This is a genomic window from Kitasatospora sp. NPDC058243 (genome assembly GCF_042882025.1).
GTDB lineage: Bacteria > Actinomycetota > Actinomycetes > Streptomycetales > Streptomycetaceae > Kitasatospora.
Window position 1 is genome coordinate 41,862 of record NZ_JBHVWW010000026.1, and the last position, 17,523, is coordinate 59,384.

Sequence of the window (17,523 nt, forward strand, 5' to 3'; positions counted from 1 at the left end):
CGCCTCCTAGGGTCGAAGACGAACCAGTCGAAAGCCCCGTCAGGAGTTCCCGTGTCCGTGAAGCCCGCCGACGTTCCCATCCGGGTCGCCGCTCTCACCTCGCTCGCCCTCTCGGGTGTCCTCGTCCTGATCGGTTGCGAACCCGGCGTCGAGAACCGCGACGGCGCGACGACGGGCGCCACGACGGGCGCCACCAGGCCGGCAGCGGGCCCGACCACGGATCCGGCGGCCCCGGCCGATCCGGTCCGAGGCGCAGACCTGCTCGGCGGCCACGACTGGTCGCACTTCGCCGGGGCCACCGCCGGGGCCGACGGGGTTCGCATCCGGCCGCTCGGCCGGATGATCGTCAAACAGGACGGCACCGGCGGACAGCCCAACCCGCCGGTCAACCTGCACGGCCCGCACCTGGAGGTGGGCGGCGACTTCGAACTCACCGCGGAACTGCGCGGCACCGCGCACGCCGCCGCCTACCTCCAGCTGTACGGCGAGCTGCCGGTCGTCTACGACGAGTGGCGCCAAGAGCGGCGCAGCGTCCGACTCGGCGTGGTCGACGGCCGGCTGGAGGTGGCCGTGTTCGACGGCGCCAAGGCCGCTCCGGCCGTGACCCGGACGTTCGGCTCCGGACTGCCGGACGACTTCACGCTCGTCCTGGCCCGGCACGGCGACGTCCTGTCCTTCCGCGCCGGTGACACGGCACTCGGCGAGCTGCCCGCCTCCGGCGCGTTCGCCTCCTCGCAGGTCTGGTTCGGCGCGGACGCGGCGCTCGGCGGCCAGGGCTGGCGGCTCGCCGCCCTCCGGGCGCGCCCGCTGGACGGCGGAGAGGTCACCGTCGTGGACACCGCCCGGCCCACGGACCGGCGCGCCGCCGCCCCCGACTCCCTGCGCGCCCTCGCCGCCGCCCGCCCCCGCCCGCTCGGCGTCGGCACGGCCGTCGCCTCGGCGCCGCTGGCCGCCGACCCCGCCTACCGGGAGCTGGTGGCCGGGCAGTTCTCCGTGCTGACTCCCGAGAACGACCTGAAGCCGCAGTTCGTCCAGCCGCAGCCCGGCGTCTTCGACTTCACCGGGGGCGACAGCCTGGTGGAGTTCGCCGACGCCAACGGCATGCGGGTGCACGCCCACACCCTGGTCTTCGGCGAGGCGCTCCCGCGCTGGATGCGGGAGACTCCCACCGAACGGCGCGAGGAGGTGATGACGAGCCATGTCACCGGTGTCGCCGGGCACTTCAAGGGCCGGGTGGCCGAGTGGGACGTGGTCAACGAGCCGATGTCCGTCCAGGACGAGGACTACGGCCCGGGCCGGAGCGGCCTGCGCCGGCACGTGTGGCAGCAGGCGATGGGCGAGCAGTACATCGACAAGGCGTTCCGGGCCGCTCGCACCGCCGACCCCGACGCCAAGCTGTACGTCAACGAGTTCGGCCTGGAGAGCGACGGCCCCCGCTGGGACGCCTTCCTCGCCCTGGTCAAGCGGCTCAAGCAGCGCGGCGTCCCGCTGGACGGGGTCGGCTTCCAGGCGCACGTCCACGAGACCGACGACCACGTCGATCCCGCCGTGCTGGCCGGCCACTTCCGGGCACTCGCCGAACTCGGGCTGTCCGTAAGGATCTCCGAGATCGACGTGCACGGTGAGGACCGCGAGGCGCAGGCCGGGCAGTTCGCCCTGGTCGCCAAGGTCTGCGCACAGACCCCCTCGTGCACCTCGTACGGCACCTGGGGCGTGACCGACCGGTACGGTTCGACCGCCGCTCACGACAGCTACCCGATCGCCCCGGGGGACGAGCTGATGTGGGACACCGGGCTGAAGCCGAAGCCCGCCGTCGCTGCGGTCCGGGGCGCACTCACGGCCGCCGGGTGATCATCTCCGCGTCACCGGGGTGTGGAAGCATGCCCCCATGCCTCGTCCGACCAGCCGGGAAACCGCTCAGCCGTCCGAATCGAACCTCGCAGCGATGCTGCTGAGCCTCTCCGTCCGCATGCCCCGACCGGTCACCGACCTCGCACCCGCCGCGCTCGCGCTCCTGGTGCTCGTCCCGCTCGCTGCCGACGACCCCGACGTCGGCCCGACCGCCTCGCCGACGGTCAACGCGGCGCTGCTGGCGACCGGGGCCCTCGCCCTCGCCGTCCGGCGGCGGTACCCGGCAGCGGTCGCGGCGATCGCCCTGCTCGGCGGCCAGCTCCCGCTCGCCGTCGCCCTCTACGGGCTGGCCGCCCGCCGGGGCGCCACCCGGGTGCCGGCCGTGTTCGCGGTGCTCGCCGGGGCCCGGCTGGCGTACCCGTTCGACCCGGGGGACCTCACCGAACTCTCGGCCCTCGCCACGGTGATCGAGGACCCGCTGGTCTTCGGCGCCGTCCCGCTCGCCCTCGGCCTCACCGCCCACCAGCGCGCCCGCGCCGTCACCGCGCTCGCCGAACGCAACCGGCTGCTGGAGGCGGCCCGCCGGCACGCCGAGGAACGCGCCGCCGCCGCCGAACGCGCCCGGCTCGCCCGGGAGATGCACGACGTCGTCTCCAACCGCGTCTCCCTCATCACCCTGCACGCCGGCGCCTGCGAGCACGCGGCCGCCGACGACCCGGCCACCGTCCGGGAGACCCTCGGCCTGATCCGCGCCCTCGGCCTCCAGGCCCTCACCGAACTGCGCGGCCTGCTCGGCGTCCTCACCCCGGCCTCCGACCAGGGCCCCTCACTGCACGGACTGCCCGCCCTGGTCGAGGAGTCCCGCCAGGCCGGACTCGCCGTCGACCTCACCCTCACCGGCCCCGCCGAAGGACTGCCCGCCCCCGGACCGGCCGTGCAGTACGCCACCTACCGGATCGTCCAGGAAGCCCTGACCAACGCCCACAAGCACGCCCCGGCCGCCGAGGTCGCCGTCACCGTCGAGGTCCACCCGGACGGGCTGCGCCTGGACATCGTCAACTCCCCCGCCACGGCAGCCGACCCGGACGGGCCCCGGCTGCCCTCCGGCGGCCACGGCCTGGACGGCATGCGCACCCGCGCCGACGACCTCGGCGGCACCCTGCACGCCGGCCCCACCACCGAGGGCGGCTTCGCCGTCCGGGCCCGCCTACCGCTGACCGCCGCGAAGACGACCGCCGAGGCCGCCGCGTGATCACCGTCCTGCTCGCCGACGACGAGACCATGGTCCGCACCGGGCTGAAACTGCTGCTGCGGGCCGAGGCCGACATCACCGTCGTCGCGGAGGCCGCCGACGGCGACCAGGCGCTGGCCGCCGTCGCCGACCACCGGCCCGACGTGCTGCTGCTCGACCTGCACATGCCCCGGCGCAACGGCCCGGCCGTGCTCCACGCGCTGGCGGACGCCGACTGCGCACCGAAGGTCCTGATCCTCACCACCTTCGACAGTGACGAGCACCTGTTCCCGGCCCTCCACGCCGGGGCGAGCGGGTACCTGCTCAAATCCGCGCCGCCGGACGAACTCCTGCGGGGCATCCGGGCCTGCGCGGCCGGCGAGACGGTGCTCTCCTCCCGGGTCGCCGGACGGGTGGTGGCCCGGATGCTCCAACAGGACAGCGCCCTTGCCGGACACACCCCCGCCTCCGCCGAATCGGCGCTGGCCGGCCTCACCCACCAGGAACGGGCCGTGCTCGACCTCCTCGCCGAGGGCCTGCCCAACGCGGCCGTCGCCGAACGGCTGGCGCTGTCCGTCTCCACCGTCAAGACCTACGCGAGCCGGATCAACACCAAGCTCGGTGTGGCCAGCAGACTCCAGGCGGCCCTGCTGCTCCAACGGCTGCGCACGGGCGGGCAGGGGGCCTGAGCACCGCTCAACGCCGGGGCGGCCGCGGGGACGGCGGGCCCGCGCGGGCAGGCCGGTGGGGTACCGGGGTGCGGCATCGCGGTCATACTTGATCGGAAGTCGATCGAAAGATATGGTCCGATCAACCAGCGGCGGTTCGGAGCAGTACGGGGGACAGGCGATGACCATCTCGGCCGAGGAACGTCGGGACCTGATCCTCAAGGCCGTCGGCGAGGCGAGCGGGCCCCTGCGGCTCGCCGACCTCGCGGCGCGGCTCGCCATTCCGGCGGTGACCGTGCGGCGGGACGTCGCCGCGCTGGCCGAGGCCGGCCGGGTGGGGCGCTCGCACGGGTTCGTCGTACGGCGCACACCGGAGAAGCCGACGGACTCCGAGGGCGGGACCCGCACCCTCGGGCTGCTGGTGCCCTCCGTCGGGTCGTACTTCGACGAGCTGATCAACGGCGCCCGGGCCGCCGCGACGGCGGCGGGCGCCCGACTCGTCCTCGGCATCGCCCCCTACGAGGCCCGCGACGACCGCACGCAGGCCGAACGGCTGCTGGAGTCCGGCCTCGACGGGCTGCTGCTCGCACCCAACCTCCTGCCGGGCCGGCCCGCGCAGGCCCACGACTGGCTGGACGACCTGCCGGTGCCCGCCATCCTGGTCGAACGCGGCGCGCCCGAGTACGGGGGCCCCGGCGCCGGCCTGGACTCCGTCGGCTCGGACCACCGGCAGGGCGTCCTCCTCGCGCTGCGCCACTTCGCCGACCTCGGCCACGACCGGGTCCTGCTCGCAGCCCGCGGCGACTCCTGGACGGCCCGGGAGGTCCGGGCCGGCTACCAGCACGGCACCCGACTGCTCGGACTGGCCGCCCTGCCCGTCCTGGACACCCTCGATGACGACGGCCGCCCCGCCGACTCCGACCGGCTCGCCGGGCTGATCGCCGACGCCGTGTCCGACGGCGTCCGCGCCGCCCTCATCCACAACGACCAGGACGCGATCCAGCTGCTCCCGCTGCTCCGCGCCCGCGGCCTCGCGGTACCCGACGACCTCGCGCTGATCGCCTACGACGACGTGTTCGCCGCCCTGGCGGCCCCGCCGCTGACCGCCGTCGCCCCGCCGACCCGCGCGGTCGGCGAGACCGCCGTCGGCCTCCTGCTGCGCCGCCTCACCGCCGGGCCCGACCTGCCGGTGCACCGGATCTCCCTGCTCCCGGCCCTGCGCATCCGCACCTCCTGCGGCGGCTGAACCCCCAGCCCCGGCCGGAGAGCCCGTCCAGCTGCCACCCTCGTAACCCGGCCCGCCCATGGGGCGGGCCGGGGAGCGCTACCGCCGCAGTCCCGCCAGCCAGGCGGCGGCCGCGCCGAGCAGCGGAGCCAGCGGGGCGGCCTCGGGGTACCACGGCACCTCGTACTCCCAGCAGACCCAGGCGTCGGCTGGCAGCAGGGCGAGGCAGGCGGCGATCGGCAGGGTGCCGGCGCCGAGCGGCAGTGGCGTGCGGTCGGCGGCCGAGGCGACGTCCTTGACCTGGACGTGGCCCAGCCGGCCGGCCAGCGCCCGGTGGGTGGCCTGCGGCGGCTCCCCGCCGAGGACGGTGTGCTGGAGGTCCCACAGGGCGCCGACGGCCGGGTGGTCGACGGGGGCGAGCAGCCGGGCGAGGTCGCGGCCGGTCGGGTGCGAGTCGTGCGTCTCGACCAGGACCCGGACGCCGAGCGCGGCCGCGCGGCCGGCGACGGCGGCCAGCCGCCGGGCGGCGCGTTCGTCAGCCCGTTCGTCGGCCGCCGCCGGGCCGGGCGCGGCGCCGCCGTGCGGGAAGACCCGGACGGCCGGGCAGCCCAGGTCGGCGGCGAGTTCCAGGTGTCCGCCGAGGTCGGCGAGCAGCGGGGCGTCCGCGCCCGGGGCGGCGATGCCGAGGTAGGAGGCCAGCGCGAGCGGAACCGTCCCGGTGGACGCCAGTGCGCGCACGGCGGCGCGCCGCTCGTCGGCGGTCAGTCCGGGGTGGACCGGCTGGCCCGGGGCGCAGCGCAGTTCCAGCCCGTGCCAGCCGTGGTCGGCGGCGAGGCGCGCGGCGGCGGCGAGCGGCAGGTCGGGCAGGCCGAGGGTGGAGAGGGCGAGTGGCACGGGTGCTCCTCAGGTCCGGGCGCCGGGCGGAAGCCGGCGGGCGAAGGCCGCTCCCGGCGACAGCTCCGCCTCGTGGACGGCGCCGTCGGGCCACCGCACCCGCAGCCGGTAGGCCCCGTCGGGGGCGGCCGCCACGTCCGCCGTCAGGCCGTCGAGCGGCGGGAGTTCGTCCGCGGCGGCGGTGAGACGGGCTGCGGTGAGGTGAGCGGCGGCAAGGCGGGCGGTGGTGAGGCGGGCGGCGCACACCAGCAGGTGGGCGGCCCCGCCGGTGGCGCCGGTCAGGACCGGCAGGGCGCCGGCCGCTCCGAAGGCCGTACCGTCCGGGACGGCGCTGGTGCGGGCGGCGGTGTAGCCGTACAGGGCGCACAGTTCACTGGTCAGCAGCCGGCCGTCCAGCGTGTGGGCGGTGGCAGTGGCGGCGGCGGCAGTACCGGTGCCGGGCCTGGCGGGCGGCAGGTGGTCTCCGGCGACGGCCCAGCCGCCCTCGCGCAGCGGGGTGCCGGGCGGGGCGCCGACGACCAGGTGGGCGCGGACCTCGTCGGCGCCGTGGGCGAGGGTCAGCGAGGTGACGGTGACACCGGGCAGGGGGTGTCCGGCGGCCCGGGGGCGGTGGGTGGAGGCCGCCCAGCCGTCGCCGGTGGCGAGCGGGGTGATGGGGCCGCGTTCGGTGGGTTCGCCGTCGACCAGTAGGGCGAGGTGGTTGTCGGCCGGGCCGGTGTGGACGGGGCCGGTGGCGGTGGAGTGGGCGAGCCGCGCGTAGTGCGGGTCGTCGGGGTGGACGCGGTCGGCGGGCTGGTCGTCGCTGCCGTGGTTGTGGAGGCGGACCAGGCCGTCGGCCGCGGTGGACTGGACCAGCCAGCCGGGGCCGGGCAGCGCCCGGACGGTGTCGCGGCGTTCGGCGGGCGCGGGCTCCTCGCGGTCGGTCCAGGCGGGGTGGTCGGCGGGCAGCAGCAGGCCGAGGAAGCCGGAGGCCGCCCAGTAGGGCGAGGCGGGGCCGGAGTAGGGCTGGACGAGCGGAGGGTGGGGGCCGTACCAGCCGAGGGTGAGCAGGCCGTCGGGGCCGGTGGCGCCGCGGTCGAGGAAGTGGCGCAGGGCGCCGGAGGCGAGTCGGCGGGTGGTGCCGGGGGTGAGCGGGGTGTGGCCGGTGAGGGTGCCGGCCCAGAGCGGGGCGGCGGCGGCGAACCGGTAGATCAGCGAGCGGCCCTGGTGCACCGGCGCGCCGTCGCCGCCGAACAGGTGGGCGTAGTCGGCGAGGTGGGCGGCGAGCCGGGGGCCGTACTCGGCGAGCAGGGCGCGGTCGTCGGCGAGATGGGCGTGCAGCACGGGGTAGAGGTGCAGGGCCCAGCCGTTGTAGTGGTCGAAGGCGCGGGGGCGGCCGTCGGTGTACCAGCCGTCGCCGAGGTAGAAGCGGTCGATGCGTTCGAGGCCGCGCCGGACGGCGGCGCGGGCGGCGTGCTCCTCGATGCCGGCCTCGGCGAGGAAGCCGCCGACGGCGAGCGGGAAGAGCCACCAGTTGTTGTCGTTGGGCGTGCGGTGGAGGGTCCCGGCGAGCCACCGTGCGGTTCTGGTCCGGACGTCGGCGGGGAGGCGGTCCCAGAGCCAGGGGCGGGTCAGCCGCAGGGCGAACGCGATGGCGGCGGCCTCGACCATGGCCTGGCCGCGGTCGGTGACGACGGGCCAGGACGCCGGGTCGTCGTCGGTGAGGTCGCGTGCGGTGGTGGGGTGGCGGGTGCCGGCGTCGAGTCCGGCGGCGTAGCGGTCGAGCAGGCCGTGCGGGTCGGCGCCGCCGGCGCCGGCGATGCGCAGGGCGGCGAGGAGGAAGGTGCGGGCGAAGCCTTCGAGGGCGTCGGAGCGGCGGCCGGACCAGCTCGGCCGGGGGCCGGGGAGGTCGATCAGCGCATGTCCGGGGCCGGCCCAGGGGAGGACGGCGTCGAGCAGCCCGTCGGCGGCGGCCTCCCAGTGGGCTCTGGTCCAGCCGGTGCGGGGGCTGAGGGCGTGGTCTTCCGGGGGCAGCAGCACGGCGGTGTCCTCCATGGCCCGGGGCTCGGGAGTCGTGCCCCGTGCGGGGAATCTAGAAAGCGGTTGATCGTTCGTCAAGGCTTTTGATCGCAACGGATCATTTGATCCAGATCTCTTGACTTCGATCGAGCGCCCGCCCAGGATGGCGACCACTTGCCCGCCCGGTCGCGGCCACCGGCAGCCCCACTGACCCCCCGGCCGCGCCCCCCTCTCCCGGAGTCGTGCATGCCCTCACTCCCGCTCCCGCTCCCCCACCCCCGGCGCAGACTCCTCCGCGCCGCCGCCGGCGGCCTGCTGTCCACCGTCCTCCTCGCCGCCTGCGCCGGCAGCGGCGGCGGGGCCCCGAAGGCCGACGACGGCAAGCCGGTCACGCTGACCTTCTGGGCCTGGTCCAAGGGCACGAAGGAGGTCGTCGCCGCCTTCAACGCCTCCCACCCCGACGTCAACGTGGTCTACGAAGAGATACCGTCCGGCACGGCCGGCGGGTACGCCAAGATCTCCAACGCGGTGAAGGCCGGCAACGCCCCCGACGTGTTCAACGTCGAGTACGCCCAACTGCCGGACTTCGTCAGCCAGGGCGCCGTCCAGGACATCTCCGGGCTCGTGCCCGGCGAGCTCAAGGCGAAGTACCTGCCGCAGACCATGGACCTGACCACCCTCGGCGGCCGCACCTGGGCGCTGCCGCTGGACGCCTCGCCGCAGGCCTTCTACTACCGCAAGGACCTCTTCGACCGGGCCGGCCTCACCCCGCCGAAGACCTGGGACGAATTCCGCACCGCCGCGCAGAAACTGAAGCAGGCCCAGCCGGACACCCGGATCGCCACCTTCTTCCCCGACGACCCGGCCACCTTCCAGGCGATGGCCTGGCAGGCCGGCGCCCACTGGTTCACCGGCCGCGACGACGCCTGGAGCGTCGACCTCAACGGCGCCGGGACCAAGCAGACCGCGGACTACTGGCAGCAGCTGATCGCCGAGGACCTGGTCCGCGTCCAGCCCTCGTTCAGCCAGCCGTGGACGGCCTCGCTGCAGAAGGGCGAGACCGCCGGCTACCTCGGCGCCTCCTGGGGCGGCGGGGTGCTGAAGGGCACCCTGCCCGACGCGGCCGGCACGTGGGCCGTCGCCCCGGTGCCCAGCTGGGACGGCGCCCCGGCCAGCGGCATGGTCGGCGGCACCACCTTCGCCGTCTCCAAGAACAGCAGGAAGGCCAAGGCGGCGGTCGAGTTCGCCACCTGGGCGACCACCACGCCGGAGGGCATCAAGGCCCGGATCGCCTCCGGCACCTCCTCCGCCTTCCCGGCCGCGCCCGCGCTCGTCCCGGTGGCCGAGGAGGCCTTCAAGGCCGACTTCTACGGCGGCCAGGACGTGTACGCGCTCTACACGGACGCCGCGAAGTCGATCAAGCCGAACTGGCAGTGGGGCCCGACGATGAACGCGACCAACAACGCGCTCAAGGACGCGTTCGGCAAACTCACCCAGGGCGGCACCGTCCAGGCGGCCCTCGACGCCGCGCAGCAGTCCACCCTGGCCGAGCTGAAGAACCGCGGCCTCAAGGTCAAGCAGTGACCGCCCAGCCGCCCCGCACCGGGCCCGGGCCCGCCGTCGCCGCCCGCGCCCGCCGGCGCGGGCGGTACGGGGCGCCGGCCGTCCTGCTCGCCCCGTTCGTGCTCCTGTTCACCGCCTGCACGCTCGTCCCGATCGGCTACGCCGTCCACCTCAGCCTGTACACCGAGCACCGCTCCGGGCTCGGCTTCGGCGGCGGCGAGACGGTCTTCACCGGCCTCGGCAACTACGCCCGGGCGCTCGGCGACCAGGCGTTCCGCTCGGGCTTCTGGACCACCGCGCAGTACTGCCTGCTCTACATCCCGCTGATGACGGGGCTGGCGCTGCTCCTCGCGCTGCTGCTGGACTCCGCGCTGGCCCGCGCCCGCCGGTTCTTCCAGCTGGCGCTGTTCCTGCCGCACGCGGTGCCCGGCATCATCGCCGCGCTGATCTGGGTCTACCTGTACACGCCCGGCATCAGCCCGGTCATCGACCTGCTGAACGCCGGCGGCGCCCACCCCGACCCGTTCGGCGCGCCACTGCCCGCCGTGGTCAACATCGCACTCTGGGAGTGGACCGGCTACAACATGGTCATCTTCTACGCCGCGCTCCAGGCCGTCCCGCGCGAAGTCCTCGAAGCGGCCGTCGTCGACGGCGCCGGACCGCTGCGGACCGCCGTCAGCGTCAAGATCCCGCTCATCCGCGCCTCGATCGTGCTGGTCGGCCTGTTCACCCTGATCGGCTCGCTCCAGCTCTTCACCGAACCGATGATCCTGCACGGCGCCTCCCCCGGCGTCGTCTCCACCTGGACACCCAGCATGTACGCCTACACCGCCGCCTTCGACCGGGGCGACTACGGCCTGGCCGCCGCCGCCTCGGTGCTGCTCGCGCTCGCCGCCGCCGCGCTGTCCTTCCTCGTCACCCGGGCCACCCGCCCGCGCCCGGACCGCCGGACGGAGGCCACCGGATGACCACGCTCGCCCCCGGACGCCGCCCCCGGCAGCGCTCCGCCGCCCGCAGCCACCCGCCCCGCCGGCCGTGGAGCCTCTCCAAGGCCGCCGTCAACGGCGCCCTCGTCCTCGCCACCGCCTACACCCTGCTGCCGCTGCTGTGGCTGGTGACCGCCGCCGCCAAGAACACCGGCGACCTGCTCGGCGGGCGCGCCCTCTCCCCCGCCACCTGGCACCTCGGCGAGAACCTGCACGCGCTGGCCACCACCGGGGACGGCATCTACTTCCGCTGGTACCTCAACTCCCTGCTGTACGCCGGGCTCGGCGCACTGGCCTGCGCCCTGGTCTGCGTCTGCGCCGGGTACGCGTTCCACGTCCACTCCTTCCCCGGCAAGGAGAAGCTGTTCGGCCTGGTGCTGCTCGGCGTGCTGGTGCCCACCACCACGCTGGCCCTGCCGATGTACCTGCTCGCCTCGGACCTCGGCGTGGTCAACACCTTCTGGGCGGTCTTCGTGCCCTCCCTGGTCAACCCCTTCGGCGTCTACCTCGCCCGGGTGTTCTGCGCGGGCTACGTCCCCGGGGAGGTGCTGGAGGCGGCCCGGATGGACGGCGCGGGCGAACTGCGCACCTTCTGGTCGATCGGCCTGCGGATGATGACGCCCGGCTTCGTCACGGTGTTCCTCTTCCAGTTCACCGCGATCTGGAACAACTTCTTCCTCCCCCTGGTGATGCTCTCGGACAACCGGCTCTTCCCGGTCAGCCTCGGCCTGTTCAGCTGGAACGCCCAGACCCACGCCTTCCCCGAGTACTACCCCCTCGTCGTCAGCGGCTCGCTGCTCGCCGTCCTCCCGCTGGTGGCGGCCTTCGTCGGCCTGCAACGCCACTGGCGGGCCGGCCTGACCGCAGGAAGCGTCAAATGACCACCACCACAGCCGACATCCGCTCCCCCGCCGCCCCGGCCCGCCGGCCCCGCGCCCTGCTCGCGATGGACCGCGCCCTGCCCGCCCGGCTGCTCGACCGGCACGCCGTCCAGCGGCTCACCGACCTCGCCGACCTCGACCCCGACCTGGTCGTGGACGACTTCGCCACCCCCGAGGCCGCCGCCGCGCTGGCCCGCACCGAGGTCATCATCAGCGGCTGGGGCTGCCCGCCGCTGGACGAGGCCGTACTGGCCGCCGCGCCCCGGCTGCGCGCCGTCATCCACGCCGCCGGCTCGGTCAAGCACCACGTCACCGACGCCTGCTGGCGGCGCGGCCTCCAGGTGACCTCGGCGGCCTGGGCCAACGCGCTGCCCGTCGCCGAGTACACCGTCGCCGCCGTGCTGCTCGCCAACAAGCGGCTGCTGGCGATCCGCGAGGACTACCGGCACCGGCGTGCCCCGCACGACTGGCAGGGTGCCTACGCCGCCGCCGGGAACTACCGGCGCACGGTCGGCGTCGTCGGCGCCTCCCGGATCGGGCGCCGGGTGCTCGAACTGCTCGGCCCGCACGACCTCGACCTGCTGCTGTACGACCCGTACGTGGAGGCCGCCGAGGCCGCCGCGCTCGGCGCCCGGGCCGTCGGCCTGGACGACCTGTGCGCCTCCTCCGACGTGGTCACCGTGCACGCCCCCGAACTGCCGGAGACCCACCACCTGGTGGACCGCCGCCGGCTCGCCCTGATGCGCGACGGCGCCACCCTGGTCAACACCTCCCGCGGCTCGCTGGTCGACCAGCAGGCGCTCACCGACGAACTCGTCGCCGGCCGCCTGGACGCCGTCCTCGACGTCACCGTCCCCGAGGTCCTGCCCGCCGACTCACCGCTGTACGAGCTGCCGAACGTCCTGCTCACCCCGCACGTGGCCGGCTCGCTCGGCGGCGAGCTGCACCGGATGGCCGCCGCCGCGGCCGACGAACTCGCCCGCTACGCGCGGGGCCTGCCGTTCGCCCACGCCGTCCACCCCGAAGGCATCCACCGCACGGCCTGACCGCGCCCCCGTCACCAGCTGCACGGCCTGACCGCGCCCCCGCCAGCACCAACACCAACACCACCAGCTGCAAGGAGAACACCCGTGGACCGCAAGGTGATCGGCGTCGTCCTGAACGGCGTCACCGGCCGCATGGGCCACCGCCAGCACCTCGTCCGCTCGATCCTCGCCATCCGCGAGCAGGGCGGCCTCGACCTCGACGACGGCCGGGTGCTCTGGCCCGAACCCATCCTGCTCGGCCGCAACGAGGCCAAGCTGCGCGCCCTGGCCGAACGCCACGGCCTGGAGCACTGGACCACCTCGCTCGACGAGGCGCTCGCCCACCCGCTCACCGAGGTGTACTTCGACGCCCAGGTGACCCCCGCCCGGGAGGCCGCCCTGCGCGCCGCGATCGCTGCCGGCAAGCACGTCTACACCGAGAAGCCGACCGCCGAATCCCTCGACGCCGCCCTGGAGCTGGCCCGCCTCGCCCGGGCGGCCGGCGTCCGCAACGGCGTCGTCCAGGACAAGCTGTTCCTGCCCGGGCTGCGCAAGCTCAAGCGGCTGATCGACGGCGGGTTCTTCGGCCGGATCCTGTCCGTGCGCGGCGAGTTCGGCTACTGGGTCTTCGAGGGCGACTGGCAGAGCGCCCAGCGCCCGTCCTGGAACTACCGCGCCGAGGACGGCGGCGGCGTGATCCTCGACATGTTCCCGCACTGGCGCTACGTGCTGGACAACCTCTTCGGGCCCGTCCGCACGGTGTACGCGCACGCCTCCACCCACATCCCCCGCCGCGTCGACGAACAGGGCCGGGCCTACCCCGCCACCGCCGACGACGCCGCGTACGGCGTCTTCGAGCTGGCCGGCGGCGTCGTCGCACAGATCAACTCCTCCTGGGCGGTGCGGGTCGACCGGGACGAACTGGTCGAGTTCCAGGTCGACGGCACCGAGGGCAGCGCCGTCGCCGGGCTGCGCGAGTGCCGCATCCAGCACCGCGCCACCACCCCCCGGCCGGTCTGGAACCCGGACCTCCCGGCCACCGACCCCTTCCGCGCCCAGTGGCAGCCGGTGCCCGCCAACGAGGAGTACGACAACGGCTTCAAGGTGCAGTGGGAGCTGTTCCTGCGCCACGTGGCGACCGGCTCCGCCTACCCGTGGGACCTCCTGGAAGGCGCCAAGGGCGTCCAGCTCGCCGAACTCGGCCTGCGCTCGGCGCGCGAGGGCCGCCGGCTCGACGTCCCCGAGCTGGTGCTCTGATGGCCGAACTCGACCTGCCCGGACACGGCCGGCTGCGGCTGCGCGAGCCAGCACCGCTCGACCTGCCCGCACACCCGCCCGCCGCCCGCACGGCCTTCGCGGCCGCCCACGTCGTCGCCGACCCGCTCGGCGCCAACGCCGCCGGCGCCCCGGCCGCCCTGGACTGGGACGCCACCCTCGCCTTCCGCCACCACCTCTGGTCGCTCGGCCTCGGCGTCGCCGACGCCATGGACACCGCCCAGCGCGGCATGGGCCTGGACTGGGCCGCCACCCGCGAACTCATCACCCGCTCCGGCGCGGCGGCCCGCGCCGTCGGCGGCCGGCTCGCCTGCGGCGTCGGCACCGACCAACTCACCGACCCGGCAAGCTCCTTGAGCGACATCACGGCCGCCGCCCTGAGCGAGGTCGCAGACGCCTACGAGGCGCAGCTCGCCGTGGTCGAGGCGGCCGGCGCGCAGCCCGTCCTGATGGCCAGCCGGGCCCTCAACTCCCGCGCCCGCGGCCCGGAGGACTTCCTCCGCGTCTACGACGGGCTGATCCGGCAGTCCGCCCGGCCGGTGATCCTGCACTGGCTCGGCGCCGCCTTCGACCCGGCACTGGCCGGCTACTGGGGCTCCGCCGACCTCGACGCGGCCACCGACACCGTCCTCACCCTCATCCGCGAACACCCCGGTCGGATCGACGGCATCAAGGTGTCGCTGCTGGACGCCGACCGGGAGGTCGCGCTGCGCCGCGCCCTGCCCGCCGGGGTGCGGCTCTACACCGGCGACGACTTCCACTACCCCGCACTGATCAAGGGCGACGAACTCGGCCACAGCGACGCCCTGCTCGGCGTCTTCGACCCGATCGCCGGCCACGCCGCGGCAGCCCTGCACGCCCTGGACGCCGGCGACACCGCCCGCTACGACGCGCTGCTCGGCCCGACGCTGCCGCTGGCCCGGCACCTCTTCGCGGCGCCGACCTTCCAGTACAAGACCGGCGTGGTCTTCCTCGCCTACCTGGCCGGCCACCAGGAGCACTTCACCATGGTGGCCGGCGCCCAGAGCGGCCGGTCCGTACCGCACCTCGTCGAACTGTTCCGGCTCGCCGACGCCGCCGGGGTGCTCCCCGACCCCGAGCTCGCGGCCGACCGGATGCGCCGCTACCTCGCCCTGGCCGGGTGGTCGGCATGACCGCACCTCACCCCGCCGAACGGGGTACCGCCGCCCCCGGGCTGGAACGGCTCTCGCTCAACCAGATCACCACCAAGCACTGGTCCCTGCCCGAGGCCGTCCGGGGCTGCGCGCAGGCGGGCATCCCGGCGATCGGCCTGTGGCGGGACAAGGTCGCCGAGACCGGAACGGCCCGCGCCGCCCGGCTGGTCCGCGACAGCGGCCTGACCGTCAGCAGCCTCTGCCGGGGCGGCTTCCTCACCGCCGCCGGGGCCGAGGGCCGCCGCGCCGCGCTCGACGACAACCGGCGGGCCGTCGAGGAGGCCGCCGAACTCGGCACCGACACCCTGGTGCTGGTCGTCGGAGGCCTGCCCGAGGGCAGCCGCGACCTGCCCGGCGCGCGCGCCCGGATCGCCGACCTGCTCGCCGAACTCGCTCCGTACGCCGGGCAGTTCGGCGTACGACTGGCCATCGAACCGCTGCATCCGATGTTCTGCGCCGACCGCGCCGTGGTCTCCACCCTCGGCCAGGCGCTCGACCTCGCCGCGCCGCACCCCGCCGCCCAGGTCGGCGTGGTCGTCGACAGCTACCACGTCTGGTGGGATCCGGCGCTGCCCGAGCAACTCACCCGGGCGGGCCGGGACGGCCGCATCGCCGCCTACCAGGTGTGCGACTGGACGCTGCCGCTGCCCGCCGACGTCCTGCTCGGGCGCGGCCACGTCGGCGACGGCCACATCGACTTCCGCTCCCTCACCGACCAGGTCACGGCGGCGGGCTACACCGGCTGGATCGAGGTGGAGATCTTCAACGAGCGGATCTGGGCCACCCCCGGCGCACAGACCCTCGCCACCGTGGCCGACCGCCACCGCACCCACGTGGTCGCCGCGCCACACCGGTAGCCGTTGGCCTACCCTGGCAGCCCGTGCCACACCCTCGAAAGCTGGTCACGCGATGATCGAAACGATCGAACTCGACTACGACGACTCCGGATTCCGCCGCAACGGGGCCCCGCACCGGATCGTCGCCGGCGCCCTGCACTACTTCCGCGTCCACCCCGAGCTCTGGGACGACCGGCTGCGCCGCCTGCGCGCCCTCGGCGTCAACACCGTGGACACCTACATCCCCTGGAACTTCCACGAACTGCCCACCGGCGAGATCGACTTCACCGGCTGGCGGGACGTGGCCCGGTTCGTCCGGCTGACCCAGCAGCACGGACTGGACGTCATCCTGCGGCCCGGCCCCTACATCTGCGCCGAATGGGAGTTCGGCGGCCTGCCCGCCCGCCTCCTCGCCGTCGACGGCCTGCGCCTGCGCTGCGCCGACCCCGCCTTCCTGGCCGCCGTGGACGGCTGGTTCGACGCCCTCGTGCCCGAGCTGCTGCCGCTGCTGGCGAGCCGCGGCGGCCCCGTCGTGGCCGTCCAGGTCGAGAACGAGTACGGCAGCTACGGCACCGACGCCGGCTACCTCGCCCACCTGCGCGACGGCCTCCTCGCGCGCGGCGTGGACTGCCTGCTGTTCACCGCCGACGGTGCCGAGGACTTCATGCAGCAGGGCGGCGCGATCCCCGGCCTGCTCGCCACCGCGACCTTCGGCTCCCGCGCCCCCGAGCGCTTCGAGGTGCTGCGCCGCCAGCAGCCCAAGGGGCCGCTGGCCGCCATGGAGTTCTGGATCGGCTGGTTCGACCGCGTCGGCGGGCCCCACCACGTCCGCGACCCGCAGGAGTCCGCCCGCTCCCTGGACGCGCTCCTCGCCACCGGCGCCTCCGTCAACCTCTACATGGCCCACGGCGGCACCAACTTCGGCCTCTGGTCCGGTGCCAACCACACCGGCACCAGCCCCGACACCCCGGGCTACGAGCCCACCACCACCAGCTACGACTACGACGCCCCCATCGGCGAGGCCGGCGAACTCACCGCCAAGTTCCACGCCCTGCGCGACGTCATCGGCCGGTACCTCCCCCTGCCCGACGGCGAACTCCCCGCCGAGCCGCCCCGCCTGGCCCCACGCTGCATCGACCGCAGGACCGGCCGGGCCCGCCTGTTCGACTCCCTGGACGCGCTGGCCACCCCGCACCACCGGCCCGTCCCGGAACCCATGGAGAACCTCGGCCAGTCCCTCGGCCTCATCCACTACCGCACCCGCGTCCCCGGCCCCCGCCCCACCCTGCCGCTGCGCATCGACGGCCTCGGCGACCGCGCCCAGGTCTTCGCCGACGGCCGCCCCCTCGGCACCCTCGACCGCAACGACCCCGGCGCCACCCTCCCGCTGGCCACCGCGCCGGCCGGCACCACCCTGGACATCCTGGTCGAGGCGCTCGGCCGCACCAACTACGGCCCCCAGCTCGACGACCGCAAGGGCATCCGGCGGGGCGTCTCGCACGAACGCCAGCGCCTCCACGACTGGGAGATCCGCCCGCTCCCCCTCACCGACCTGAGCGGCCTGGCCTTCGACCCGGCCACCGCCGCCACCGACGGCGACCCAGCCTTCCACCGCTTCGAGACCGACCTCGACACCCCCGCCGACGCCTTCCTCGCCCTCCCCGGCTGGGGCCGCGGCCTGCTCTGGCTCAACGGCTTCCTCCTCGGCCGCTACACCGACGAGGGCCCGCAGCGCACCCTCTACGCCCCCGCCCCGCTCTGGCACCCGGGCACCAACACCCTCGTCCTCCTCGAACTCACCCGCCACGGCGAAGCCCTCGACCTGCGCGACCGACCCGACCTCGGCCCCGTCACGGACGCCCCCAGCTCCGAGTTCTGAAACTCCGCCTCACCGACATCGTGACCGCCCTGCTCA

Annotated in this window: 14 protein-coding genes; 12 read left to right on the plus strand and 2 right to left on the minus strand. The window is 75.0% G+C overall.

What is annotated here, in order from left to right; all coding sequences use genetic code 11:
* Positions 1-51: 51 nt before the first annotated feature.
* The 4 genes from ACFVX9_RS18955 to ACFVX9_RS18970 all read left to right on the plus strand — a co-directional run bounded on the left by ACFVX9_RS18955 (position 52) and on the right by ACFVX9_RS18970 (position 4,996).
* Positions 52-1,851, plus strand: a complete 1,800-nt coding sequence (locus ACFVX9_RS18955; RefSeq protein ID WP_380482584.1) for an endo-1,4-beta-xylanase — start codon at positions 52-54, stop codon at positions 1,849-1,851.
* A 94-nt stretch (positions 1,852-1,945) separates the two neighbouring features.
* A complete protein-coding gene (locus ACFVX9_RS18960) occupies positions 1,946-3,103 on the plus strand; it encodes a sensor histidine kinase (protein ID WP_387982601.1) in 1,158 nt (385 codons plus the stop codon).
* Positions 3,100-3,771 (plus strand): response regulator, encoded by a 672-nt coding sequence (locus ACFVX9_RS18965; protein ID WP_380482590.1) that lies wholly within the window; start codon positions 3,100-3,102, stop codon positions 3,769-3,771. Before ACFVX9_RS18960 ends, ACFVX9_RS18965 begins: the two co-directional genes overlap by 4 nt.
* Before the next feature lie 160 nt (positions 3,772-3,931).
* Positions 3,932-4,996, plus strand: coding sequence for a substrate-binding domain-containing protein (locus tag ACFVX9_RS18970; RefSeq protein ID WP_380381058.1), 1,065 nt, complete (start codon positions 3,932-3,934; stop codon positions 4,994-4,996).
* A gap of 78 nt (positions 4,997-5,074) precedes the next feature.
* Here ACFVX9_RS18970 and ACFVX9_RS18975 read toward each other — a convergent pair whose 3' ends face one another.
* Both ACFVX9_RS18975 and ACFVX9_RS18980 read right to left on the minus strand, forming a co-directional pair.
* A complete protein-coding gene (locus tag ACFVX9_RS18975) occupies positions 5,075-5,869 on the minus strand; it encodes a sugar phosphate isomerase/epimerase family protein (protein WP_387982602.1) in 795 nt (264 codons plus the stop codon).
* Between the two features lie 9 nt (positions 5,870-5,878).
* A complete protein-coding gene (locus ACFVX9_RS18980; protein WP_387982604.1) occupies positions 5,879-7,903 on the minus strand; it encodes a DUF2264 domain-containing protein in 2,025 nt (674 codons plus the stop codon).
* A 210-nt stretch (positions 7,904-8,113) separates the two neighbouring features.
* Here ACFVX9_RS18980 and ACFVX9_RS18985 point away from each other — a divergent pair, with 210 nt between their 5' ends.
* The 8 genes from ACFVX9_RS18985 to ACFVX9_RS19020 all read left to right on the plus strand — a co-directional run bounded on the left by ACFVX9_RS18985 (position 8,114) and on the right by ACFVX9_RS19020 (position 17,487).
* Positions 8,114-9,451, plus strand: coding sequence for an ABC transporter substrate-binding protein (locus ACFVX9_RS18985; RefSeq protein WP_387982606.1), 1,338 nt, complete (start codon positions 8,114-8,116; stop codon positions 9,449-9,451).
* A complete protein-coding gene (locus tag ACFVX9_RS18990) occupies positions 9,448-10,398 on the plus strand; it encodes a carbohydrate ABC transporter permease (protein ID WP_063350583.1) in 951 nt (316 codons plus the stop codon). Before ACFVX9_RS18985 ends, ACFVX9_RS18990 begins: the two co-directional genes overlap by 4 nt.
* On the plus strand, positions 10,395-11,297 hold the full coding sequence (locus tag ACFVX9_RS18995) for a carbohydrate ABC transporter permease (RefSeq protein WP_380378597.1): 903 nt from the start codon (positions 10,395-10,397) through the stop codon (positions 11,295-11,297). Before ACFVX9_RS18990 ends, ACFVX9_RS18995 begins: the two co-directional genes overlap by 4 nt.
* Positions 11,294-12,343, plus strand: coding sequence for a hydroxyacid dehydrogenase (locus ACFVX9_RS19000; protein WP_079136126.1), 1,050 nt, complete (start codon positions 11,294-11,296; stop codon positions 12,341-12,343). The genes ACFVX9_RS18995 and ACFVX9_RS19000 overlap by 4 nt, the downstream gene beginning before the upstream one ends.
* Positions 12,344-12,475: 132 nt before the next feature.
* On the plus strand, positions 12,476-13,579 hold the full coding sequence (locus tag ACFVX9_RS19005; protein ID WP_380433712.1) for a Gfo/Idh/MocA family protein: 1,104 nt from the start codon (positions 12,476-12,478) through the stop codon (positions 13,577-13,579).
* The gene (locus tag ACFVX9_RS19010; protein WP_387982608.1) at positions 13,579-14,751 is read left to right on the plus strand and encodes a dihydrodipicolinate synthase family protein; all 1,173 of its coding nucleotides are present in this window, start codon (positions 13,579-13,581) and stop codon (positions 14,749-14,751) included. Before ACFVX9_RS19005 ends, ACFVX9_RS19010 begins: the two co-directional genes overlap by 1 nt.
* A complete protein-coding gene (locus ACFVX9_RS19015; protein WP_380378601.1) occupies positions 14,748-15,629 on the plus strand; it encodes a sugar phosphate isomerase/epimerase family protein in 882 nt (293 codons plus the stop codon). The genes ACFVX9_RS19010 and ACFVX9_RS19015 overlap by 4 nt, the downstream gene beginning before the upstream one ends.
* A gap of 52 nt (positions 15,630-15,681) precedes the next feature.
* Entirely contained in the window at positions 15,682-17,487 is a 1,806-nt protein-coding gene (locus ACFVX9_RS19020; RefSeq protein WP_387982610.1) for a beta-galactosidase, read from the plus strand.
* Positions 17,488-17,523: the final 36 nt, after the last annotated feature.